This window comes from Enterobacter hormaechei subsp. hoffmannii, assembly GCF_001729745.1.
Classification (GTDB): Bacteria; Pseudomonadota; Gammaproteobacteria; order Enterobacterales; family Enterobacteriaceae; genus Enterobacter; species Enterobacter intestinihominis.
Genome location: NZ_CP017186.1, coordinates 3,062,155 through 3,084,504, shown reverse-complemented (window position 1 = coordinate 3,084,504; position 22,350 = coordinate 3,062,155). Strand labels below are relative to the sequence as shown.

At 54.5% G+C, this 22,350-nt stretch carries 20 protein-coding genes and 1 pseudogene; 16 read left to right on the top strand and 5 right to left on the bottom strand.

The window, feature by feature from the left end; translation table 11 throughout:
- Window position 1: 1 nt before the first annotated feature.
- Window positions 2-1,021 carry a LacI family DNA-binding transcriptional regulator gene (locus BFV65_RS14385; protein WP_017383439.1) on the bottom strand — a complete coding sequence of 340 codons (1,020 nt, stop codon included), beginning with the start codon at window positions 1,019-1,021 and terminating at the stop codon, window positions 2-4.
- A gap of 236 nt (window positions 1,022-1,257) precedes the next feature.
- Here BFV65_RS14385 and BFV65_RS14380 point away from each other — a divergent pair, with 236 nt between their 5' ends.
- From BFV65_RS14380 to BFV65_RS14360, 5 genes are all read left to right on the top strand, one after another.
- A complete protein-coding gene (locus BFV65_RS14380; RefSeq protein ID WP_045621140.1) occupies window positions 1,258-1,701 on the top strand; it encodes a PTS sugar transporter subunit IIA in 444 nt (147 codons plus the stop codon).
- Window positions 1,702-1,780: 79 nt separating this feature from the next.
- Window positions 1,781-2,053, top strand: a complete 273-nt coding sequence (locus BFV65_RS14375) for a PTS sugar transporter subunit IIB (protein ID WP_003861447.1) — start codon at window positions 1,781-1,783, stop codon at window positions 2,051-2,053.
- Between the two features lie 21 nt (window positions 2,054-2,074).
- Window positions 2,075-3,466, top strand: a complete 1,392-nt coding sequence (locus BFV65_RS14370) for a PTS ascorbate transporter subunit IIC (RefSeq protein ID WP_017383437.1) — start codon at window positions 2,075-2,077, stop codon at window positions 3,464-3,466.
- Entirely contained in the window at window positions 3,463-4,293 is an 831-nt protein-coding gene (locus BFV65_RS14365) for a transketolase (protein ID WP_046619064.1), read from the top strand. Before BFV65_RS14370 ends, BFV65_RS14365 begins: the two co-directional genes overlap by 4 nt.
- Window positions 4,286-5,239, top strand: a complete 954-nt coding sequence (locus BFV65_RS14360) for a transketolase family protein (protein WP_023306640.1) — start codon at window positions 4,286-4,288, stop codon at window positions 5,237-5,239. Before BFV65_RS14365 ends, BFV65_RS14360 begins: the two co-directional genes overlap by 8 nt.
- A gap of 110 nt (window positions 5,240-5,349) precedes the next feature.
- Here BFV65_RS14360 and pta read toward each other — a convergent pair whose 3' ends face one another.
- Window positions 5,350-7,491, bottom strand: coding sequence for a phosphate acetyltransferase (gene pta / locus BFV65_RS14355; protein ID WP_022648836.1), 2,142 nt, complete (start codon window positions 7,489-7,491; stop codon window positions 5,350-5,352).
- Window positions 7,492-7,566: 75 nt separating this feature from the next.
- The gene (ackA, locus tag BFV65_RS14350; protein WP_022648835.1) at window positions 7,567-8,769 is read right to left on the bottom strand and encodes an acetate kinase; all 1,203 of its coding nucleotides are present in this window, start codon (window positions 8,767-8,769) and stop codon (window positions 7,567-7,569) included.
- A 335-nt stretch (window positions 8,770-9,104) separates the two neighbouring features.
- Between ackA and yfbV the strand changes: the two genes are divergently transcribed.
- The 5 genes and pseudogenes from yfbV to BFV65_RS23585 form a co-directional block, all read left to right on the top strand.
- On the top strand, window positions 9,105-9,560 hold the full coding sequence (gene yfbV, locus BFV65_RS14345; RefSeq protein WP_003861459.1) for a terminus macrodomain insulation protein YfbV: 456 nt from the start codon (window positions 9,105-9,107) through the stop codon (window positions 9,558-9,560).
- A 92-nt stretch (window positions 9,561-9,652) separates the two neighbouring features.
- Window positions 9,653-10,147, top strand: a complete 495-nt coding sequence (locus BFV65_RS14340) for a YfbU family protein (RefSeq protein ID WP_008502874.1) — start codon at window positions 9,653-9,655, stop codon at window positions 10,145-10,147.
- An 11-nt stretch (window positions 10,148-10,158) separates the two neighbouring features.
- A complete protein-coding gene (locus BFV65_RS14335) occupies window positions 10,159-10,818 on the top strand; it encodes a sugar phosphatase (protein ID WP_022648834.1) in 660 nt (219 codons plus the stop codon).
- 75 nt (window positions 10,819-10,893) lie between these two features.
- The gene (locus BFV65_RS14330) at window positions 10,894-12,726 is read left to right on the top strand and encodes an SLC13 family permease (protein WP_069596791.1); all 1,833 of its coding nucleotides are present in this window, start codon (window positions 10,894-10,896) and stop codon (window positions 12,724-12,726) included.
- A gap of 124 nt (window positions 12,727-12,850) precedes the next feature.
- A pseudogene (locus tag BFV65_RS23585) lies at window positions 12,851-12,925 on the top strand (hypothetical protein); the annotation flags it as partial.
- A gap of 82 nt (window positions 12,926-13,007) precedes the next feature.
- On the opposite strand, the gene yfbR reads toward BFV65_RS23585, so the two are convergent.
- Both yfbR and alaA read right to left on the bottom strand, forming a co-directional pair.
- Entirely contained in the window at window positions 13,008-13,607 is a 600-nt protein-coding gene (yfbR, locus tag BFV65_RS14325) for a 5'-deoxynucleotidase (RefSeq protein WP_022648832.1), read from the bottom strand.
- Window positions 13,608-13,724: 117 nt separating this feature from the next.
- The gene (gene alaA / locus BFV65_RS14320) at window positions 13,725-14,939 is read right to left on the bottom strand and encodes an alanine transaminase AlaA (RefSeq protein ID WP_022648831.1); all 1,215 of its coding nucleotides are present in this window, start codon (window positions 14,937-14,939) and stop codon (window positions 13,725-13,727) included.
- 936 nt (window positions 14,940-15,875) lie between these two features.
- Here alaA and lrhA point away from each other — a divergent pair.
- From lrhA to nuoF, 6 genes are all read left to right on the top strand, one after another.
- Window positions 15,876-16,814 (top strand): transcriptional regulator LrhA, encoded by a 939-nt coding sequence (gene lrhA, locus BFV65_RS14315; protein ID WP_032622483.1) that lies wholly within the window; start codon window positions 15,876-15,878, stop codon window positions 16,812-16,814.
- A gap of 631 nt (window positions 16,815-17,445) precedes the next feature.
- The gene (gene nuoA, locus BFV65_RS14310; RefSeq protein WP_003861475.1) at window positions 17,446-17,886 is read left to right on the top strand and encodes an NADH-quinone oxidoreductase subunit NuoA; all 441 of its coding nucleotides are present in this window, start codon (window positions 17,446-17,448) and stop codon (window positions 17,884-17,886) included.
- Window positions 17,887-17,901: 15 nt separating this feature from the next.
- Complete coding sequence (nuoB, locus tag BFV65_RS14305; RefSeq protein WP_003861482.1) at window positions 17,902-18,576, top strand: NADH-quinone oxidoreductase subunit NuoB; 675 nt, start codon at window positions 17,902-17,904, stop codon at window positions 18,574-18,576.
- A gap of 89 nt (window positions 18,577-18,665) precedes the next feature.
- Window positions 18,666-20,468 carry an NADH-quinone oxidoreductase subunit C/D gene (gene nuoC, locus BFV65_RS14300; RefSeq protein WP_003861484.1) on the top strand — a complete coding sequence of 601 codons (1,803 nt, stop codon included), beginning with the start codon at window positions 18,666-18,668 and terminating at the stop codon, window positions 20,466-20,468.
- Between the two features lie 2 nt (window positions 20,469-20,470).
- Window positions 20,471-20,971 (top strand): NADH-quinone oxidoreductase subunit NuoE, encoded by a 501-nt coding sequence (gene nuoE, locus BFV65_RS14295; protein ID WP_006176513.1) that lies wholly within the window; start codon window positions 20,471-20,473, stop codon window positions 20,969-20,971.
- Window positions 20,968-22,305: an NADH-quinone oxidoreductase subunit NuoF gene (gene nuoF, locus BFV65_RS14290; RefSeq protein ID WP_003861487.1), complete on the top strand. Its 1,338-nt coding sequence runs from the start codon at window positions 20,968-20,970 to the stop codon at window positions 22,303-22,305. Before nuoE ends, nuoF begins: the two co-directional genes overlap by 4 nt.
- Window positions 22,306-22,350 lie beyond the last annotated feature (45 nt).

The window sequence follows — 22,350 nt, the reverse complement described above, 5'->3', positions numbered from 1 at the left end:
CTTAACAGCTTTCCCGGAGACACAGGCTGGACGCGATGGGTTTATGGTCGCGCCAGTCTCCGTCATTCAGACGTTCCAGTAACGCTTTCCCGGCTTCAATCCCAATCTTGCGATGCGGTACTGCCATCGTCGTCAGCGGCGGCTGACAGACGCGGCTGACGTCGCTGTCGCCAAAGCCCACGACCGCTAAATCGTCCGGCACCTTGATGCGCCGACGCTGGCACTCATACAGCGCGCCGCAGGCCAGTTCATCTGATACGCACACCAGCGCATCCAGCTCCGGCCACGCCAGCAGAAACTCTGGCAATTGTGCCGCACCGGTGGAGAAGTTCGGCGGCATGGCGGCATTAATCACTCTGTTTGGCGACAGGTGGTGGCGCAGCATCGCCTTGTACCAGCCCTGCAAATGCTGCTGAAAAATCCACTGCTCCTGGTTAGCGCACAGCAGGCCGATATTCTGGTAGCCGCGCTGAATCACCATTTCGGTAAGTTCATACATGGCGGCGACGTTATCAATCCCGATATTCATATCAATAGGATCGGCACGCATTGCACCCATTTCCATCACCGGGATAGAGGCGTTTTTTAGCCAGTGTCGCACGGTATCGGAGTGCTCGACGCTGAGCAGTATCGCCGCGGCGATGTTCGAGGCCAGCAGCGTTTCAAGCAGTTTCTCTTCCTGTTCAAGACGATGCTGAGATTCCGCCAGCATAATCTGATATCCGGCTGGCTGGAGCACCTGCTGTAGCCCGGCGAACATCTCGGAACAGCCAGCTTCGGAAAGATTGGGTACTACCATCGCAATCGTCCATGACGATGCCGATGCCAGTGCGCTGGCGGCAAGATTGGGCATGTAACCCAGCTCCTGCACCGCGGCTTCAATTTTTTCACGCAGTTTATCGGAAACCTGTTCGGGCGTGCGGAGGGCACGGGAAACAGTCATCGTGCCTACGCCGGCAAGCTGCGCGACATCCGCGAGCGTTACTTTTCCGGTACTGCGCCGTTTTCGGGTTAATGACATACATCTTCCTGCTGACAGGACGCGATTTAGTTTCATCCTTCATTTTACGTGACAGGCAGTATACGCCTTAAATCCCTTTTTTTGCTGTGATTTCGCACCAGGATAGCAATTTGATAGCGCTATCACAGTTCTGCATGTTAGTCGTTGGTAGCGCTATCTTTGTGATCGCGATCGCAGTCATTAATTGATGGGTTAAATAGAGTTTGCCCATGTCTGGTCTTTAGCGGGAGTGAAAAATGCTCAAAAAGTGGATATATGATACAACCATCATCCTACAGGATAGCGTTGAAAGCTGGCCCCAGGCGCTGGAACTGTGCGCGAAACCGCTGCTGGATTTGCAGGTCATTGCGCCGAAATATGTCACGGCTATCATTGAGCAGCACCACAGGTTAGGTCCCTACTATGTGCTGGCTCCTGGGCTGGCAATGCCACATGCGCGACCGGAAGAAGGGGCGAAAGGACTTGGCCTGTCATTATTAAAACTGAAACAGGGCGTCTCATTTGGTGCTGGTGAGTTTGACCCCGTCGATGTGATTGTGATGCTGGCGGCGCCGGACAAACATAGCCATATCGAAATGATCTCCGCCTTAGCAGAATTATTTTCCAGCGACGAAGATATGTCTGAATTACATCGGGCGAATACGCTGGAGGAGATAAAAACCGTCATCAATCGCTTCTGATTTAATTATTTAATCCGATTCATCTCAACATTACGCGTCAGCGTGATGGGGCGTACTCTACTCAAAAAAGGGGATAACAATGAAAATTATGGCTATTTGCGGCTCCGGCCTGGGCAGCAGTTTTATGGTCGAAATGAATATTAAAAAGGTGCTCAAAAAACTGGAAATTGAGGCAGAGGTTGAACACTCCGATCTCTCCTCGGCCACGCCGGGCGCGGCGGACCTGTTTGTAATGGCGAAAGACATTGCCGCCAGCGCCAGCGTGCCGGAAAGCCAGCTGGTGGTGATCAACAATATTATCGATATCAACGAACTCGAAGCGCAGCTGCGCGCCTGGTTCGAAAGACAATAATCCTGAAAAGGCGAGGTGGATATGTTTATCCTTGAAACGCTGAATTTCGTTGTTGATATTTTAAAAGTCCCTTCAGTCCTGGTCGGGTTAATTGCCCTGATTGGTCTGGTGGCGCAGAAAAAAGCCTTTTCAGATGTGGTAAAAGGCACAATTAAAACCATTCTCGGCTTTATTGTACTGGGCGGCGGCGCAACCGTGCTGGTGGGCTCTTTAAATCCGCTCGGCGGTATGTTTGAGCACGCCTTTAATATTCAGGGCATTATTCCCAACAATGAAGCTATTGTGTCGATTGCCCTGGAAAAATATGGTGCCTCCACCGCGCTCATTATGGCTTTCGGGATGGTGGCGAATATTATTGTCGCGCGCTTTACCCGCCTGAAGTACATCTTCCTGACCGGGCATCACACCTTCTACATGGCGTGCATGATTGGCGTGATCCTGACGGTCGCAGGCTTCGAAGGGGTCGGGCTGGTCTTTACCGGTTCGTTGATCCTCGGCCTGATTATGGCCTTCTTCCCGGCGATTGCGCAGCGCTATATGAAGCGTATTACCGGCAACGATGAGATTGCCTTCGGTCATTTCGGCACGCTGGGCTACGTGCTGTCCGGCTGGATTGGCAGCAAGGTCGGTAAAGGCTCGCGCTCCACCGAAGAGATGAACCTGCCGAAGAACCTCAGCTTCCTGCGCGACAGTTCGATCTCCATCTCACTGACCATGATGATTATCTACCTGATTATGGCGGTGAGCGCCGGGCGTGAGTACGTGGAGGCCACCTTCAGCGGCGGCCAGAACTACCTGGTGTACGCCATCATTATGGCCATCACCTTCGCGGCAGGCGTGTTTATCATCTTGCAGGGTGTGCGCCTGATTCTGGCGGAAATTGTCCCGGCCTTTACCGGCTTCTCGGAAAAACTGGTGCCCAATGCGCGACCTGCGCTGGACTGCCCGGTGGTCTACCCGTATGCGCCAAACGCGGTGCTGATTGGCTTCCTGTTCAGCTTCCTCGGCGGGATTGTAGGCTTGTTCATCTGCGGTCAGTTTAGCTGGGTGCTGATCCTGCCGGGCGTCGTGCCGCATTTCTTCACCGGTGCAACGGCGGGCGTGTTTGGGAACGCCACCGGCGGACGTCGTGGGGCGATGATTGGCGCCTTTGCTAACGGCCTGCTGATCACCTTCCTGCCGGTCCTGCTGCTGCCTGTTCTGGGCGCGATTGGCTTTGCGAATACGACCTTCTCGGACGCCGACTTTGGCGCCGTCGGGATTGTGCTCGGCAACCTGGCGCGCTTCCTGTCGCCGCTTGCCATCACCGGACTGGTTGTTGTGTTGTTTGCGCTGCTGGTGGCCTACAACGTCTTCGCTAAAAACAAACCTGCCAGCGGTAACGCGCAGGAAAACCCCGGAGCCAAATCATGAATGAAAATGAAATAACCGAACTGGCGCGTCAGATCCGCCTTGAGACGCTGAAATCCCTGACGCAGCTGGGTTTTGGTCACTACGGCGGCAGCATGTCAGTCGTTGAAACACTGGCCGTTCTGTACGGCGCGGTAATGAAAATTGACCCGGCCGATCCGGACTGGCCAGAGCGCGATTACTTTGTGCTGTCGAAGGGACATGCGGGCCCGGCGCTGTACAGCACGCTGGCGATTAAGGGCTACTTCCCGATTGAAGAGCTGAGCACGCTAAACCAGAACGGAACGCGTCTGCCAAGCCACCCGGATCGCCTGAAAACACGCGGCGTGGATGCCACCACCGGATCGCTGGGTCAGGGGATCTCCATTGCAGGCGGCATGGCGCTGTCGCACAAGCTGGCAGAAAGGCCAAACCGGGTGTTTTGCATCGTTGGCGACGGGGAGCTGAACGAAGGGCAGTGCTGGGAAGCCTTCCAGTTTATTGCTCACCATCGACTGAACAATCTGACGGTGTTCGTGGACTGGAACAAACAGCAGCTCGACGGCGAGCTGGACGAAATCATCAGCGCCTTCGATCTGGAAGGCAAATTCCGCGCCTTTGGTTTTGACGTGGTGACGGTGAAGGGGGATGACATTCCGGCGCTGCTGGAGGTGACCGTACCGATCCCTGCGGCCGATGCGCGTCCGCGGGTGGTGATCCTCGACAGCATCAAAGGGCAAGGGGTGCCATACCTGGAACAGCTCAGCAACTCGCATCACCTGCGATTAACTGAGGAGAGCAAAGCAGCGCTCAACGAGACGATTCGCCAACTGGAGGCTTCACATGATTAAGGTTGCACCGACAGGACAGAAAGATTCGGTTGAGATGCGTAAGGTCTATGCGGGTTTTGTGGCAAAACAGATTGAGGCCGGGAGCGAGATTATTGCGCTCGAAGCGGATCTGATGAGCTCGATGGCGATGGACGGCGTAGCGCGTGATTATCCACAGCACGTCATCAACTGCGGCATTATGGAGGCCAACGTGATTGGGACGGCCGCCGGGCTGTCGCTCACCGGACGTAAGCCGTTCGTCCATACCTTTACCGCCTTTGCCAGCCGTCGCTGCTTCGACCAGCTGTTTATGTCCCTGGACTACCAGCGCAATAATGTGAAGGTGATTGCCTCGGATGCGGGCGTGACGGCCTGCCACAACGGCGGGACGCATATGTCGTTTGAGGATATGGGCATCGTGCGCGGTCTGGCGCATTCAGTAGTGCTGGAGGTGACCGATGCGGTGATGTTCGAAGATGTGCTGCGTCAGCTTATCGACCTGGAAGGCTTCTACTGGGTGCGGACCATCCGTAAACAGGCGCCGAGCGTCTATGCCCCGGGGTCAACCTTCACCATCGGCAAGGGCAACGTGCTGCGCGAGGGAACCGATATTACCCTGATTGCTAACGGCATTATGGTGGCGGAAGCGCTGGAGGCGGCGCGCCAGCTGGAGCAGGAGGGGGTAAGCGCAGCGGTCATCGACATGTTTACCCTGAAGCCCATCGATCGGATGCTGGTGAAAAATTATGCCGAGAAAACCAGGCGTATTGTGACCTGTGAAAACCACAGCATTCACAACGGGCTGGGGTCGGCGGTGGCGGAAGTGCTGGTGGAAACCTGTCCGGTGCCGATGCGGCGGGTTGGGGTGAAGGAGCGTTACGGTCAGGTAGGCACGCAGGACTTCCTGCAGAAGGAGTATGGCCTGACGGCACATGACATTGTGTCGGCGGCACGAGAGTTGCTGTAATAAAAAAGGCGACCGTTGAATGGTCGCCTTTTTTTGCCGGATGGCGCTTCGCTTATCCGGCCTACAAAACCCTGGGCCCGGTAAGCGCTAGCGCCACCGGGCTTTTTAGCTTACTGCTGCTGCGAAGACTGAATCGCCGTCAGCGCGATGGTGTAGACGATATCGTCAACCAGCGCACCACGAGACAGGTCGTTCACAGGCTTGCGCATACCTTGCAGCATTGGCCCGATGGAGATCAGGTCTGCTGAACGCTGTACCGCTTTATAGGTGGTGTTACCGGTGTTCAGATCCGGGAAGATGAACACGGTAGCGCGACCTGCAACCGGCGAGTTAGGCGCTTTAGATTTCGCAACGTCAGCCATTACTGCGGCATCGTACTGGAGCGGGCCGTCGATCATCAGATCCGGACGTTTTTCCTGCGCAATGCGGGTTGCTTCACGGACTTTCTCTACGTCGCTGCCTGCACCAGAAGTACCGGTGGAGTAGGAGAGCATCGCTACGCGCGGTTCGATGCCGAAGGCAGTCGCGGAGTCCGCAGACTGGATAGCGATTTCTGCCAGCTGCTCTGCGGTTGGGTCCGGGTTGATCGCGCAGTCGCCATAAACGTAAACCTGTTCAGGCAGCAGCATGAAGAACACGGAGGAGACCAGAGAGCTGCCCGGTGCGGTTTTGATCAGCTGCAACGGTGGACGGATAGTGTTCGCGGTGGTGTGAACCGCACCGGAAACCAGGCCGTCAACTTCGTCCTGCTCCAGCATCAGCGTACCCAGCACGACGTTGTCTTCCAGCTGCTCGCGCGCAACGGCTTCGGTCATGCCCTTGTTCTTACGCAGCTCAACCAGGCGGGCAACGTAGCTTTCGCGAACCACTTCCGGGTCAACGATCTCAATGCCAGCGCCCAGCTCAACGCCCTGAGACGCCGCAACGCGGTTGATCTCATCCGGGTTACCCAGCAGCACACAGGTCGCGATACCGCGCTCTGCACAGATGGCCGCCGCTTTAACGGTACGTGGTTCGTCACCTTCTGGCAGAACCACGCGTTTGCCCGCTTTACGCGCCAGCTCGGTCAGCTGGTAACGGAAGGCTGGAGGAGACAGACGACGGCTGCGCTCGGACGTCGCCGTCAGGGATTCGATCCAGTCTGCGTTGATGTAGCCCGCAACGTATTCCTGAACTTTCTCGATACGCTCGTGGTCATCAACCGGCACTTCGAGGTTGAAGCTTTGCAGGCTCAGGGAGGTCTGCCAGGTGTTGGTGTTCACCATGAATACTGGCAGGCCAGTGGCGAACGCACGTTCGCACAGCTTGCTGACGCGCGGGTCCATCTCGTAGGCACCGGTCAGCAGGATCGCACCGATTTCCACGCCGTTCATCGCAGCCAGGCACGCTGCAACCAGCACGTCTGGACGGTCAGCAGAGGTCACCAGCAGGGAACCTGCGCGGAAGTGTTCCAGCATGTGCGGAATGCTGCGCGCGCAGAAGGTCACGGACTTCACGCGGCGGGTGTTGATATCGCCTTCGTTAACGATGGTGGCATTCAGGTGACGCGCCATATCGATTGCACGGGTGGCAATCAGATCGAAGCTCCATGGCACCGCACCCAGCACCGGCAGTGGGCTGGAATCCTGCAGCTTAGCCGGGTCAACTTTGATGACTTTCGCTTTGGAAGAGTCGTCGAAGATTTCGGACAGGTCAGGACGCGTACGGCCCTGCTCATCAACCGGTGCGTTCAGCTTGTTAACAATCACGCCGGTGATGCTGGTGTTTTTCGCACCGCCGAAGCTGCTGCGCGTCAGTTCGATACGCTCTTTCAGCTGCTCTGGGGTGTCCGTGCCCTGAGACATCACGAAAACGATCTCTGCGTTCAGGGTTTTCGCGATTTCAAAGTTCAGAGACTGGGCAAACTGGTGTTTACGGGTCGGGACCAGGCCTTCAACCAGCACCACTTCAGCGTCCTGCGCGTTTGCGTGGTAGTTGGCGATGATCTCTTCCATCAGCACGTCTTTCTGGTTGCTGGAGAGCAGAGATTCAACGTGGCTCATCTTCAGCGGTTCAGCCGCTGGCAGATTGGAGTTCTTACGAACGATGGAGGTGGTCTGGTCTGGCGCATCGCCACCGGCACGTGGCTGGGCGATAGGCTTAAAGACGCTCAGACGAACGCCTTTGCGTTCCATAGCGCGGATCACGCCGAGGCTGACGCTGGTCAGGCCGACGCTGGTTCCGGTAGGGATCAGCATAATAGTACGGGACACGGTTTATCCTCTTTCGTTACCGCCGCGTTGGGCGGGCTACAAAACAGCACCGCCAGCATTGCTGGCGGTGTGGAATCAGGCAGTCAGGCGGCACGCGTCTTGCGCGATGACCAGCTCTTCGTTAGTTGGGATAACGATAGCCGGGCGGGTGCCTTCTTTGTTGATGAAGCCAGACTTGCCGAAGCGGGCAGCCAGGTTACGCTCGTGATCGACTTCGAAGCCCAGTACGCCCAGTTTGCCCAGGGACAGCTCACGTACCATTGCCGCGTTCTCACCGATGCCGCCGGTGAAGATAACCGCGTCCAGACGACCGTCCATCAGCGCGGTGTAAGAACCGATGTACTTCGCCAGACGGTGGCAATAAACGTCCATTGCACGTTTAGCGTCAGCTTTTTCTGCGTAGTTGTCTTCAACGTAACGGCAGTCGCTGGTGACTTCGGTCAGACCCAGCAGGCCAGACTCTTTGGTCAGCATTTTGTTGATGTCGTCAACGCTCATGCCCAGGGTGTCGTGCAGGTGGAAGATGATCGCCGGGTCGATATCACCGGAACGGGTACCCATCACCAGACCTTCCAGCGGGGTCAGACCCATAGAGGTATCAACACACTTACCGTTGCGGATAGCAGAAACAGAACCACCGTTGCCCAGGTGGCAGGTGATGATGTTGACTTCTTCAACCGGCTTGTTCAGTACTTTTGCGGCTTCCTGAGTCACATAGAAGTGGCTGGTGCCGTGTGCGCCGTAGCGACGTACGCCGTGCTCTTTGTACAGGCTGTATGGCAGGGCATAGAGGTAAGACTCTTCCGGCATGGTCTGATGGAACGCGGTGTCAAACACGGCCACGTTTTTATCTTTCAGATTCGGGAAGGATTTCAGTGCTTCAGCGATACCGATCAGGTGAGCCGGGTTATGCAGCGGTGCGAAAGACGCAGAGTCTTTGATGCCCTGAATCACAGAGTCGTCGATTACCACGGAGCTGGTGTATTTTTCGCCGCCGTGGACGATACGGTGACCAATCGCAGTCAGCTGAGCAGACAGTTCTGGTTTTTGTGCCAGAATAGTGTTAACGATAAAGTTCAGCGCTTCACTGTGAGCGGCGCCTGCACCTAAAGCCGCTTCTTGTTTGCTGCCGTCCATCTTCCACTTGATACGTGCTTCAGGCAGATGGAAACATTCGGCCAAACCAGAGAGGTACTCATCACCGTTGAGCGCATCGATGATGGCGAATTTCAGTGAAGAGCTACCGCAGTTCAGAACCAGTACTAACTTACTCGACATGGAAGTACCTATAATTGATACGTGGCTAAAAAAACGTCAATGAGTCTAAAGCGTAACGCATGCTGACTCAGACATTTATGATTAACATCATGCCAAACGAACATTCTGGCAGGATGGAAGAAATACCTATGATTTTAAGCCATTTTGAACATTTTTCAGACAATGGCATAATATGCGATAATTTGACGAGTTAACGCTTCTCGTCTACGGCCTATCAGGCTGGCACAGGATACCCGATACGGGGTAGCGATGACAAAATATTTTGAACGTTGTCATAGCCTGTTGTGGTTTTGCACGAAAATTTTAATTTTTATATGTGAAGTTGAGGTACAGCCATGTCAACACCTGAAATCCCGTCCGTGAACTTTTTTAGTCTGTTTCGTCGGGGACAGCATTACGCAAAGACATGGCCGATGGAAAAGCGCCTCGCGCCCATGTTTATTGAAAATCGCACTATTCGCGCCACGCGCTATGCGATTCGCTTTATGCCCCCGATCGCTGTCTTTACTCTTTGCTGGCAAATTGCGCTGGGTGGACAGCTTGGACCTGCCGTCGCGACTGCGCTCTTTGCGTTAAGCCTGCCGATGCAGGGATTGTGGTGGTTAGGTAAACGTTCCGTCACGCCACTTCCGCCTTCTATTTTACACTGGTTTTATGAAGTGCGTGGAAAACTGGAGGAGGCCGGCCAGGCGCTCGCCCCGGTTGAAGGCAAGCCGGATTATCAGGCGCTGGCGGACACCCTCAAGCGCGCGTTTAAACAGCTTGATAAAACATTCCTCGATGACTTGTGATTGATCATCGAAACGACGACCAAAAGAAGGCACAGTAACAATCAGTTACCGTGTCTTTTTTTTACAGTGCAATGCGCTACAGGAGTCGAAAGATGGAAATGACCCATGCTCAACGTCTGATTTTGTCTAACCAGTACAAGATGATGACTATGCTTGATCCCGATAACGCTGCGCGCTACAGCCGCCTGCAAACCATTGTTGAACGTGGTTTTGGCTTGCAGATGCGCGAACTGGATCGCGAATTTGGCGAACTGAAAGAGGAAACCTGCCGTATCGTTATCGACATCATGGAGATGTACCATGCGCTGCATGTGTCCTGGACCAATCTGAAAGACCAGCAGTCCATTGATGAGCGCCGCGTAACGTTCCTGGGCTTTGATGCCGCGACAGAAGCGCGCTATCTGAGCTATGTGCGCTTTATGGTGAACACCGAAGGGCGCTACACTCATTTTGATGCGGGTACGCACGGCTTCAACGCCCAGACCCCGATGTGGGATAAGTATCAACGTATGCTGAGCGCGTGGCACGCCTGTCCGCGTCAGTACCATTTAAGCAGCAACGAAATTCAACAAATCATTAATGCCTGACGGAGGTGCGTGTGCAGTGTAAAGGTTTTCTGTTTGATCTGGACGGTACGCTGGTGGATTCGCTGCCGGTAGTGGAGCGTTCCTGGTGTCATTGGGCCGACAGGCACGGCATTGACCATCAGGATGTACTGAATTTCATCCATGGCAAACAGGCCATTACCTCATTGCGGCACTTCCTGGCGGGACGTCCTGAGGAAGAGATTCAGGCGGAGTTCAAATATCTGGAGCAGATTGAAGCTACCGACACTGAGGGCATCACCGCGCTGCCCGGTGCGCGCGAATTGCTTGAGCATCTGAATGAAGCGCAGATCCCGTGGGCTATCGTCACCTCCGGCTCGGTTCCTGTCGCGCATGCCCGCCATAAGGCGGCCGGTTTACCGACGCCGGACGTCTTCATTACCGCTGAGCGCGTAAAGCGCGGCAAGCCCGAACCGGATGCGTTTCTGCTCGGCGCTGAACTGCTCGGCCTTGCGCCAGCGGAGTGCGTGGTGGTGGAAGACGCGGCGGCAGGCGTGCTGGCCGGGCTGAACGCCGGAAGCCACGTCATTGCCGTTAACGTCCCGGCGGGGTCCCCCCGGCTGGAGGAGGCAGATTTTGTGCTTAATACTCTGACCGCCATCGACGTCTCGAAGGCATCAGACGGCGTTGTAACCGTCTCGCTAAAAATGTAATCCCATGATATAGCCCCGCATTACCGGGGCTTTTTTATGGCAGAATTGCTTCTCCTCCACTGACAAGGACATGTTGTGAACGGTGAACTGATTTGGGTCCTGAGCCTGCTGTTAATCGCCATCATTCTTTTTGCCACGGGCAAGGTGCGCATGGATGCCGTCGCCCTGTTTGTGATTGTCGCGTTCGTTCTGAGCGGTACCCTTTCCCTGCCGGAAGCCTTTTCCGGGTTTAGCGATCCCAACGTTATTTTGATTGCCGCCCTGTTTATTATTGGCGACGGGCTGGTACGCACCGGCGTGGCGACGATGATGGGGTCTTGGCTGGTTAAAGTGGCGGGCAGCAGCGAAACCAAAATGCTGATTTACCTGATGCTGACGGTCGCCGGACTGGGTGCGTTTATGAGCTCGACGGGGGTCGTGGCCATCTTTATTCCGGTTGTGCTGAGCGTCTGCATGAGGATGCAGATCTCCCCGTCGCGGCTGATGATGCCGTTGAGCTTTGCCGGGCTCATCAGCGGCATGATGACGCTGGTCGCGACCCCGCCGAACCTCGTCGTGAACAGCGAACTGATCCGTGAGGGGCTTGAGGGGTTTAGCTTTTTCAGCGTCACGCCGATCGGGCTGGTTGTACTGGTGATGGGCATTATCTATATGCTGTTGACCCGTTTCGCGCTGAAAGGGGAGAAGCAGGACAAAGCCAAAGAGGGCTGGAAGCGGCGAACTTTTCGCGATTTGATCAAAGAGTACCGTCTGACCGGGCGCGCCCGTCGGCTGGCTATCCGCCCCGGTTCGCCGATGATAGGCCAGCGGCTGGACGACCTTAAGCTACGCGAACGCTATGGCGCGAACGTCATCGGGGTTGAGCGCTGGCGTCGTTTTCGTCGGGTAATCGTTAACGTGAATGGGGTGTCAGAGTTTCGCGCGCGTGACGTCCTGCTGATTGATATGTCCACCGCGGACGTGGATCTGCGAGAGTTTTGTAGCGAGCAGCTGCTGGAGCCGATGGTGCTGCGCGGCGAGTATTTCTCCGACCGGGCGCTGGATGTGGGAATGGCCGAGGTGTCGCTGATCCCGGAATCGGAGTTATTGGGCAAAACCGTGCGCGAAATCGGCTTTCGTACCCGCTATGGTCTCAACGTGGTGGGCCTGAAGCGCGATGGCGTAGCCCTTGAAGGGGCGGTGGTGGATGAGCCGATCCTGCTGGGGGATATCTTCCTCGTGGTCGGCAACTGGAAACTGATTAGCCAGCTCGGGCAGAAAGGCCGCGATTTTGTGGTGCTGAATATGCCGATTGAAGAGAGCGACGCGTCACCGGCGCACAGTCAGGCGCCCCATGCGATTTTTTGCCTGGTGTTGATGGTCGCGTTGATGCTGACGGACGAGATCCCTAACCCGGTGGCGGCGATAATCGCCTGTCTGTTAATGGGCAAATTCCGCTGTATCGACGCCGAAAGCGCTTACAAAGCGATTCACTGGCCAAGCATCATTCTCATCGTTGGGATGATGCCCTTCACCCTGGCGCTACAGAAAACCGGCGGGGTGGATTTGATCGTAAAAGGCTTAATGGACGCGGGCGGGGGATATGGTCCGTACCTGATGATGGTTTGCCTGTTCGTCATGTGCGCCACCATTGGTTTGTTCATCTCCAATACCGCAACGGCGGTGCTGATGGCGCCTATTGCGCTGGCGATGGCAAAATCGATGGGCGTTTCGCCCTATCCGTTTGCGATGGTGGTAGCGATGGCGGCGTCCGCGGCATTTATGACGCCGGTATCTTCCCCGGTCAATACCCTGGTGCTGGGGCCGGGAAACTATCGATTCAGCGATTTTGTAAAGCTGGGCGTGCCGTTCACCGTGCTGGTGATGCTGGTATGCGTGGTGCTGATTCCGGTGTTATTCCCGTTCTGAGAACATCGCCGGGTGGCGGCTACGCCTTACCCGGCCTACGTGATTCGTAGGCCCTGCAAGCGCAGCGCCGCTGGGCGAAAAACTACAGCGGCGAATCCTTGCTAATCTCATCCAGCGACTTCGTGAAATTGGCGTGCCGTTCACCGTGCTGGTGATGCTGGTATGCGTGGTGCTGATTCCGGTGTTATTCCCGTTCTGAGAACATTGCCGGGTGACGGCTACGCCTTACCCGGCCTACGTGATCCGTAGGCCCTGCAAGCGCAGCGCCGCTGGGCGAAAAACTACAGCGGTGAATCCTGACTGATCTCATCCAGCGACAAATGGAAGCTCGGCACAAACACCTGCATAAAGTAATCCATCTCTTCGCTACGGCGGGAGTCGAGCGTTTTCTCCAGGCGCGTTTTCGCCAGCAGGAACTCGTTATTCCCCGCGGATAACTCTTCCAGACATTTCAGGTAGGCGCACAGCGCATCGGCCTGCTTAACCAGGGATTTCTCCTCTTCCGTATACTGATGCTCGTCGATCAGCGGCCCGAAGATATCACGCAGCTCATCAGGCACCATATCGATCAGCTTCTGCTGGGCAATCTTCTCAATGGCCTTATATTCCTGGGCAATCTGCGAGTTGAAATATTTCACCGGCGTAGGCAGATCCCCGGTCAGCACTTCCGATGCATCGTGGTACAACGCCAGCAGGGCGATACGTTCGGCATTAACCTGCCCGTTGAATTTGCGGTTTTTAATCGCGGCCAGCGCATGAGCGACCATAGCAACCTGCAAACTGTGCTCAGACACATTTTCAGTGCGCACGTTGCGCATCAGCGGCCAGCGGTTGATGAGTTTCAGGCGGGAGAGGTGGGCAAAGAAATGACTCTGACTCATAGGTTACCTTATGTCTTCACTGCGACGGACTTCATTGTGCGGGGAGGGGAGGGAAGATGCAAATTTGCAGATGTTACAGGCCGGGTAAGCGCAGCGCCACCCGGCGGAAAGTCAGCGTTACTGATGGTACCCCGAGAGGAATCGTCCGAAGCGGCTGATGGCCATTTCGAGATCGTCTTCGCGCGGCAGGGTTACAATACGCACGTGATCCGGCCACGGCCAGTTAAACGCCGTCCCCTGAACCAGCAGCACTTTTTCCTGCAACAGGAAGTCGAGCACCATTTTCTGGTCGTCGTGAATATTGAAGCGCTTCGCGTCGATTTTCGGGAACATATACAGCGCGCCGTTAGGCTTCACGCAGGAGACGCCCGGAATATCATTAATTAATTCCCATGCACGGTTGCGCTGTTCATAGAGGCGGCCGCCTGGAACGATAAACTCGCTGATGCTTTGATAGCCCCCGAGTGCTGTCTGGATCGCATGTTGCGCCGGTACGTTGGCGCACAGACGCATGGATGCCAGCATCTCCAGCCCTTCAATGTAGCCTTTCGCATGTTTTTTCGGACCGTTCAGTACCATCCAGCCCTGACGGAAACCGGCAACGCGGTAAGTTTTAGACAGTCCGTTAAAGGTGACCGTCAGCAGATCGGGCGCCAGCGCGGCGATAGAGTGGTGCTGCGCCGCGTCGTACAGGATCTTGTCGTAAATCTCGTCGGCAAAGATGATCAGGTTGTGCAGGCGGGCGATCTCGACGATCTCCATCAGCAGCTCTTTTGAATAGACCGCGCCCGTCGGGTTATTCGGGTTAATGATCACGATTCCCCGGGTGCGCGGTGTTATTTTGGCGCGAATGTCATCCAGATCCGGGAACCAGTCCGACGATTCATCGCAAAGATAGTGCACCGCTTTACCGCTGGAGAGCGATACCGCAGCCGTCCACAGCGGATAGTCTGGAGCGGGAACCAGCATTTCATCGCCGCTGTTCAGGAGCGCCTGCATCGCCTGAACGATCAGCTCCGAGACACCGTTGCCAATGTAGATATCTTCAACGGTGACGTCGCGCATACCGCGAGCCTGATAGTGCTGCATAATGGCTTTACGGGCGGAATAAAGCCCTTTTGAATCGCAGTAGCCTTGTGCAGTGGGCAGGTTACGGATCACATCCACCAGGATCTCATCCGGCGCTTCAAAACCAAATGGCGCGGGGTTGCCGATGTTGAGTTTCAGAACCTTATTGCCTTCCTCTTCAAGGCGTTTTGCCTCTTTGAGTACCGGGCCACGGATGTCGTAACAGACGTTGTCGAGCTTGCTGGATTTTTCGATAGGGGACATGAACCTTTAACCTTTTCGCTATTATTGCAACTTCCTGCCGTGGAAGCAGCACGGAACAATGTACTCCCACCGCGCTTCGTTTTGAAGGGCGCACAGAAGAAGATTTTGTCCAACCAGGCAGCACTGCTGTGATTGCTTAATCTAATGATGGAGTGATTTTGCGCCTGAAATTACCGTGAAAACGCTTATTGTTGGGTTTTTTATGCTGAAAGTTTCACATAAATATTAATATTATTCTGATTTAAATAAAAAGACGATCCGGGCTGAAGCGTTAGTCCCCCTGAGTGACCATTCGTAAAACCTGAATGCTGAGATACAGTTTGCTCTATTAGCAAAGCCAGGTTAAAAGTTACTCATGTGAAATTAATGTTAAGTGTTATTAATGAATGGCCTGAATCTAAATTAAACTTTATTTATTATTAACGACGAAAATGCAACTTTCGTTAATTTTAATAAAAAGAGTGTAGTTGCTTATCATTGGCGTTAAATCCGTTATATTGCAATAAGACTTATAAATATAGTGGATTTGGGTTAAGATGTGTTTTGGGAATGCAGCGTAGCGATAGGCCTGTTACGTATATCAGCTTCTGCCTTCCTGTATTAATCGATTGTTATTGTTAAAGTAATCTCTGGCTGATTGGGTAAGTCACATCTTGCTACGCTGGCAACGCCGCGATATAGATGGCAGAAAACATGTCTTACTCTTAATGGAATTTACATCTACCTTCAGATAACGAAATATCCTGAACGCAAGAGAATAAAAATAACGTCATGAAACGTGATTTCTGACTGTTGATATACCAAAGTACAATAACTATCTGTCAGGCAGTCTGCCGGGCCGGGACGCGAGGGAAACTCTTCAGAAGGAATTGCTTAACTGTTACACACAGCTTCAACCCGGGCAGCTCCGCACGAGCAACCTGAAAGTGAAAAGATATGATAAATGCAAATCGTCCGATAATGAATCTCGACCTCGATCTGCTGAGAACGTTTGTTGCGGTCGCCGATCTCAACACTTTTGCAGCAGCTGCTGCCGCCGTTTGCCGTACCCAGTCCGCCGTGAGTCAGCAAATGCAGCGGCTGGAACAACTGGTTGGTAAAGAGCTTTTTGCGCGTCATGGACGTAATAAGCTTTTAACAGAACATGGTATTCAGCTTCTGGGTTATGCCAGAAAGATACTGCGCTTTAATGATGAAGCCTGTATGTCATTAATGTTTAGCAACCTTCAGGGAGTGTTAACATTAGGGGCGTCAGATGAATCAGCAGATACCATTTTGCCCTTCCTTCTCAACCGAATTAGCTCGGTTTATCCGAAGCTTGCCCTGGACGTTAGCGTTAAACGCAATGCCTTCATGGTTGAGATGCTGAAAGAAAACGAGGTTGACCTGGTGGTCACCACGCATCGACCTGGCCAGTATGACTGCCTGACGCTGCGTACTTCTCCTACGCACTGGTACTGTGCCGCGGAGTACGTATTGCAAAAAGGTGAGCCAATACCCCTGGTCCTGCTGGACGATCCTAGTCCGTTCCGCGATATGGTGCTGACTGCGCTCAACGAAGCCAGTATTCCGTGGCGCCTGGCGTACGTTGCGTCAACGTTGCCTGCGGTACGAGCGGCAGTGAAGGCCGGACTTGGCGTAACAGCCCGTCCGGTGGAGATGATGAGCCCCGATCTGCGTGTGCTGGGTCAATCTGAGGGACTCCCGTCGTTGCCGGATACGGAGTACCTGCTGTGCCATAATGCCGCCAGCAACAACGAGCTAGCGAAAGTGGTATTCGAGGCAATGGAAAACTACCACAATCCATGGCAGTACGCGCCTGTTACTCCGGAAGGAGGGGATGACTCCCTGATTGTGGAAAGGGATTTTGAGTGATCATTCCCCCAAAATTCTCGTAACAAAATGTAAGTGCAAAAAAGAGCCACTCGCATGATTTTTTCCTGCGGGTGGTTTTTTTTGCTATTCATAACCGCGAACGGAGCAGGGTTAAAGCAAATACCGCTTATTTATCAATGCAGAAAATGCTTTTGGTTAAGTTGTAAACGATACCTCTTCTAACTTGCTTAATACCCCGCCGATGTTAAAAAAACAGGAAATATGTTGCTGTTTTTTTGATTGAATTAACAAAAGCGTGTCTCAGATCAAGAAAATACTCCCATTTGGGGGGAGGAATCGTTGGCAAATCCTGTCAAAATAGGAGGGTTATTTTTTTTACTTCCAAAACGGACACGATTCAACAAGATGCATTTGACGTAAAGTCATGTACCCACCAGGGTTAAAGGGCACCAAATGTTAATGAGAATCGCACGTTGTAATTTAATGTGAAGAAACCTTTGTTAAAGTTGACAAAAGGTTATAGAAAGGAGTAAAAAACCCCATCATTTTGCTGTCTATGTCTCATTTCTGACAGTTAGTGTAAGGTTATTTTGTTCCTCCCCATGAATCGATGTGATGCCCATCTGCCAGCAAGAGCAGTGTCGTCGGTATCACTTTTGATGAGTAAGCAATGAGTATGTCAACATCCACAGAAGTCATCGCTCATCACTGGGCATTCGCAATCTTTCTTATTGTAGCCATTGGCCTGTGCTGCCTGATGTTAGTCGGCGGCTGGTTCCTGGGCGGTCGCGCCCGCGCAAGGCACAAAAACACACCTTTCGAATCAGGTATTGATTCAGTAGGTACCGCTCGCTTACGCCTGTCTGCCAAGTTCTACCTGGTAGCCATGTTCTTCGTCATTTTCGACGTGGAAGCGCTTTACCTCTTCGCGTGGTCTACCTCGATTCGCGAAAGTGGTTGGGTGGGCTTTGTCGAGGCCGCAATTTTCATTTTAGTGTTACTGGCCGGTCTGGTTTATCTGGTGCGTATTGGCGCGCTGGACTGGACACCTGTGCGTTCACGCCGTGAACACATCAACCCGGAAAACAGTATCTCTAATCGTCAGCAGTAACAGCGAGGCAATAAGATGGATTATACGCTCACCCGCATAGATCCTAACGGTGAGAATGACCGTTACCCCCTGCAAAAACAGGAGATCGTAACCGACCCCCTGGAGCAAGAAGTCAACAAAAGCGTGTACATGGGCAAACTCGAACATGCCATGCACGATATGGTCAACTGGGGTCGTAAGAACTCCATCTGGCCATACAACTTTGGCCTTTCTTGCTGCTACGTTGAAATGGTGACGTCATTCACTGCGGTGCATGACGTTGCGCGTTTTGGGGCCGAGGTACTGCGTGCTTCTCCACGTCAGGCTGACCTGATGGTGGTGGCCGGAACCTGCTTTACCAAGATGGCACCGGTTATTCAGCGTCTTTATGACCAGATGCTGGAGCCAAAATGGGTAATCTCCATGGGCGCATGTGCAAACTCCGGCGGTATGTACGACATTTATTCCGTTGTGCAGGGCGTTGATAAGTTCATTCCGGTGGATGTGTACATCCCGGGCTGCCCGCCGCGTCCAGAGGCCTATATGCAGGCGCTGATGCTGCTGCAGGAGTCAATCGGTAAAGAACGCCGTCCGCTCTCCTGGGTAGTTGGCGATCAAGGTGTCTATCGCGCGAACATGCAGTCTGAGCGCGAGCGTAAACGTGGTGAACGTATTGCCGTCACCAACCTGCGTACGCCTGACGAAATTTAATTTGCGCCTGTGGGCCTGGAGAACACCTTCGCATATCACTACTCAAATAGCGCGAAGCCAGGCTTAACAGTCACCACGGACCATTTGCAATGGTGAACAATATGACCGACTTAACCGCGCAAGAAGCCGCCTGGCAGACCCGGGATCATCTCGATGACCCCGTCATTGGCGAACTGCGCAACCGTTTTGGGCCGGATGCCTTTACTGTTCAGGCCACCCGCACCGGGGTACCCGTTGTTTGGGTGAAGCGTGAGCAATTACTGGAAGTTGTCGATTTCCTCAAGAAATTGCCAAAACCTTACGTCATGCTGTTTGACTTACACGGCATGGACGAACGTCTGAGAACGCACCGCCAGGGTCTCCCTGCTGCGGATTTTTCCGTTTTCTACCACCTGATCTCAATAGACCGCAACACGGATATCATGCTCAAGGTGGCATTGTCTGAAAACGACATGCATCTGCCGACGATCACCAAACTTTTCCCAAACGCTAACTGGTACGAGCGTGAAACCTGGGAAATGTTCGGCATGACCTTCGACGGCCACCCGCATCTGACGCGCATCATGATGCCGCAGACCTGGACCGGCCACCCGCTGCGTAAAGACTACCCGGCACGCGCCACCGAATTCGACCCGTTTGAGCTGACCAAAGCCAAGCAGGATCTGGAGATGGAAGCGCTGACCTTCAAGCCGGAAGACTGGGGCATGAAGCGCGGCACCGAAAACGAGGACTTCATGTTCCTTAACCTCGGTCCAAACCACCCGTCTGCGCACGGTGCATTCCGTATTATTCTTCAGCTTGACGGCGAAGAGATTGTCGACTGCGTGCCTGACATTGGCTACCACCACCGTGGTGCTGAGAAGATGGGCGAGCGTCAGTCCTGGCACAGCTACATTCCGTATACTGACCGTATCGAATACCTCGGCGGCTGCGTAAACGAGATGCCATACGTGCTGGCCGTTGAGAAACTGGCAGGCATCACCGTCCCGGATCGCGTTAACGTGATTCGCGTGATGCTGTCTGAACTGTTCCGTATTAACAGCCACCTGCTGTACATCTCCACGTTCATTCAGGACGTCGGCGCGATGACGCCGGTCTTCTTCGCCTTTACCGACCGTCAGAAAATCTACGATCTGGTGGAAGCGATTACCGGTTTCCGTATGCACCCGGCCTGGTTCCGCATCGGCGGCGTGGCGCACGATCTGCCGCGCGGCTGGGACCGCCTGCTGCGTGAATTCCTCGACTGGATGCCGAAACGTCTGGCGTCTTACGAGAAAGCCGCGCTGCGTAACTCCATCCTGAAAGGCCGCTCCCAGGGCGTTGCCGCCTACGGCGCGAAAGAGGCGCTGGAGTGGGGAACCACAGGTGCTGGCCTGCGCGCAACCGGTATTGATTTCGACGTGCGTAAAGCCCGTCCTTACTCTGGCTACGAGAACTTCGACTTTGAAGTCCCGGTTGGCGGCGGCGTTTCCGACTGCTACACCCGCGTGATGCTGAAAGTGGAAGAGCTGCGCCAGAGCCTGCGCATCCTTGAGCAGTGCCTCAACAACATGCCGGAAGGCCCGTTCAAGGCGGATCACCCGCTGACGACGCCGCCACCGAAAGAGCGCACGCTGCAACATATCGAAACCCTGATCACCCACTTCTTGCAGGTTTCCTGGGGCCCGGTCATGCCGGCACAAGAATCCTTCCAGATGATTGAAGCGACCAAGGGTATCAACAGCTACTACCTCACCAGCGACGGCAGCACCATGAGCTACCGTACCCGCGTGCGTACGCCAAGCTTTGCGCACCTGCAGCAGATCCCGGCCGCCATTCGCGGCAGTCTGGTCTCCGACCTGATTGTGTATCTGGGTAGTATCGATTTTGTTATGTCAGATGTGGACCGCTAATTATGCACGAGAATCAACAACCACAAACCGAGGCTTTTGAGCTGAGTGAAGCAGAGCGTGCCGCCATTGAGCACGAGATGCACCACTACGAAGACCCGCGTGCGGCGTCCATTGAAGCGCTGAAAATCGTACAGAAACAGCGTGGTTGGGTGCCGGATGGGGCGATCTATGAGATCGCAAAAGTGCTGGGCATTCCGGCAAGTGACGTAGAAGGCGTAGCCACGTTCTACAGCCAGATCTTCCGTCAGCCGGTCGGCCGCCATGTGATCCGCTACTGTGACAGCGTTGTCTGCCACATTACCGGTTATCAGGGCATTCAGGCTGCGATTGAGAAGAAACTTAATATTAAGCCGGGCCAGACCACGTTCGACGGACGCTTTACCCTGCTGCCAACCTGCTGCCTGGGTAACTGCGACAAGGGACCGACCATGATGATTGATGAGGACACTCACAGCCATCTGACGCCGGAAGCGATTCCTGACCTGCTGGAGCAGTACAAATGAAAACTGTAATTCGTACTGCTGAGACGCATCCGCTGACCTGGCGTCTGCGCGATGACAAACAGCCGGTCTGGCTCGACGAATATCAGAGCAAAAACGGCTATGCCGGTGCGCGTAAAGCCCTCGGCGGCATGGCGCCAGACGACATCGTTAATGCGGTGAAAGAGTCTGGCCTGAAAGGGCGCGGCGGTGCGGGCTTCTCCACCGGTCTGAAGTGGAGCCTGATGCCGAAAGATGAATCCATGAACATCCGTTACCTGCTGTGTAACGCCGATGAAATGGAGCCGGGTACCTATAAAGACCGCCTGCTGATGGAACAGCTGCCGCACCTGCTGGTGGAAGGCATGCTGATCTCCGCGTTCGCGCTGAAAGCGTACCGTGGCTACATCTTCCTGCGCGGCGAATACATCGAAGCGGCTGAAAACCTGCGTCGCGCGATTGCCGAAGCCACTGAAGCCGGACTGCTGGGTAAAAACATCCTGGGCACCGGGTTTGACTTCGAGCTGTTCGTGCACACCGGTGCCGGGCGTTATATCTGCGGTGAAGAAACCGCGCTAATTAACTCCCTGGAAGGCCGCCGCGCGAACCCGCGCTCCAAGCCACCGTTCCCGGCAAGCTCCGGCGTGTGGGGTAAACCGACCTGTGTAAACAACGTCGAAACCCTGTGTAACGTTCCGGCTATCCTTGCGAACGGCGTGGAGTGGTATCAGGGCATCTCATCAAGTAAAGATGCCGGTACCAAGCTGATGGGCTTCTCCGGTCGCGTGAAGAATCCCGGCGTCTGGGAGCTGCCGTTCGGCACCACCGCACGTGAAATTCTTGAAGACTACGCCGGCGGCATGCGCGATGGCCTGAAATTCAAAGCCTGGCAGCCGGGTGGGGCAGGGACAGACTTCTTAACCGAAGCCCACCTTGACCTGCCAATGGAGTTCGAAAGCATTGGTAAAGCAGGCAGCCGTCTGGGTACCGCGCTGGCGATGGCCGTCGACCACGAGATCGGCATGGTATCCCTGGTGCGTAACCTGGAAGAGTTCTTCGCCCGCGAGTCCTGCGGCTGGTGTACACCATGCCGTGACGGTCTGCCGTGGAGCGTGAAGATCCTGCGCGCTATCGAACGTGGCGAAGGCCAGCCTGGCGATATCGAGACACTTGAGCAACTGTGTCGATTCTTAGGGCCAGGTAAAACCTTCTGTGCCCACGCACCGGGTGCCGTCGAGCCGCTGCAGAGCGCGATTAAATATTTCCGCGACGAATTCGAAGCAGGCATCAAGCAGCCGTTCAGCAATACCCATTCTATCAATGGTATTCAGCCGAACCTGCTGAAAGCACGCTGGTAAAAACAGAATTTTGATTAACGCTCGGTTTCGGCCGAGCCAACTGGA

Bases quoted from the DNA above. Each gene is read 5' to 3' on its own strand.
- BFV65_RS14385 (WP_017383439.1), bottom strand. From the start codon at position 1,021: ATGTCATTAACCCGAAAACGGCGCAGTACCGGAAAAGTAACGCTCGCG.
- BFV65_RS14380 (WP_045621140.1), top strand. From the start codon at position 1,258: ATGCTCAAAAAGTGGATATATGATACAACCATCATCCTACAGGATAGC.
- BFV65_RS14375 (WP_003861447.1), top strand. From the start codon at position 1,781: ATGAAAATTATGGCTATTTGCGGCTCCGGCCTGGGCAGCAGTTTTATG.
- BFV65_RS14370 (WP_017383437.1), top strand. From the start codon at position 2,075: ATGTTTATCCTTGAAACGCTGAATTTCGTTGTTGATATTTTAAAAGTC.
- BFV65_RS14365 (WP_046619064.1), top strand. From the start codon at position 3,463: ATGAATGAAAATGAAATAACCGAACTGGCGCGTCAGATCCGCCTTGAG.
- BFV65_RS14360 (WP_023306640.1), top strand. From the start codon at position 4,286: ATGATTAAGGTTGCACCGACAGGACAGAAAGATTCGGTTGAGATGCGT.
- ackA (WP_022648835.1), bottom strand. From the start codon at position 8,769: ATGTCGAGTAAGTTAGTACTGGTTCTGAACTGCGGTAGCTCTTCACTG.
- yfbV (WP_003861459.1), top strand. From the start codon at position 9,105: ATGTCAACACCTGAAATCCCGTCCGTGAACTTTTTTAGTCTGTTTCGT.
- BFV65_RS14340 (WP_008502874.1), top strand. From the start codon at position 9,653: ATGGAAATGACCCATGCTCAACGTCTGATTTTGTCTAACCAGTACAAG.
- yfbR (WP_022648832.1), bottom strand. From the start codon at position 13,607: ATGAGTCAGAGTCATTTCTTTGCCCACCTCTCCCGCCTGAAACTCATC.
- alaA (WP_022648831.1), bottom strand. From the start codon at position 14,939: ATGTCCCCTATCGAAAAATCCAGCAAGCTCGACAACGTCTGTTACGAC.
- lrhA (WP_032622483.1), top strand. From the start codon at position 15,876: ATGATAAATGCAAATCGTCCGATAATGAATCTCGACCTCGATCTGCTG.
- nuoA (WP_003861475.1), top strand. From the start codon at position 17,446: ATGAGTATGTCAACATCCACAGAAGTCATCGCTCATCACTGGGCATTC.
- nuoB (WP_003861482.1), top strand. From the start codon at position 17,902: ATGGATTATACGCTCACCCGCATAGATCCTAACGGTGAGAATGACCGT.
- nuoC (WP_003861484.1), top strand. From the start codon at position 18,666: ATGGTGAACAATATGACCGACTTAACCGCGCAAGAAGCCGCCTGGCAG.
- nuoE (WP_006176513.1), top strand. From the start codon at position 20,471: ATGCACGAGAATCAACAACCACAAACCGAGGCTTTTGAGCTGAGTGAA.
- nuoF (WP_003861487.1), top strand. From the start codon at position 20,968: ATGAAAACTGTAATTCGTACTGCTGAGACGCATCCGCTGACCTGGCGT.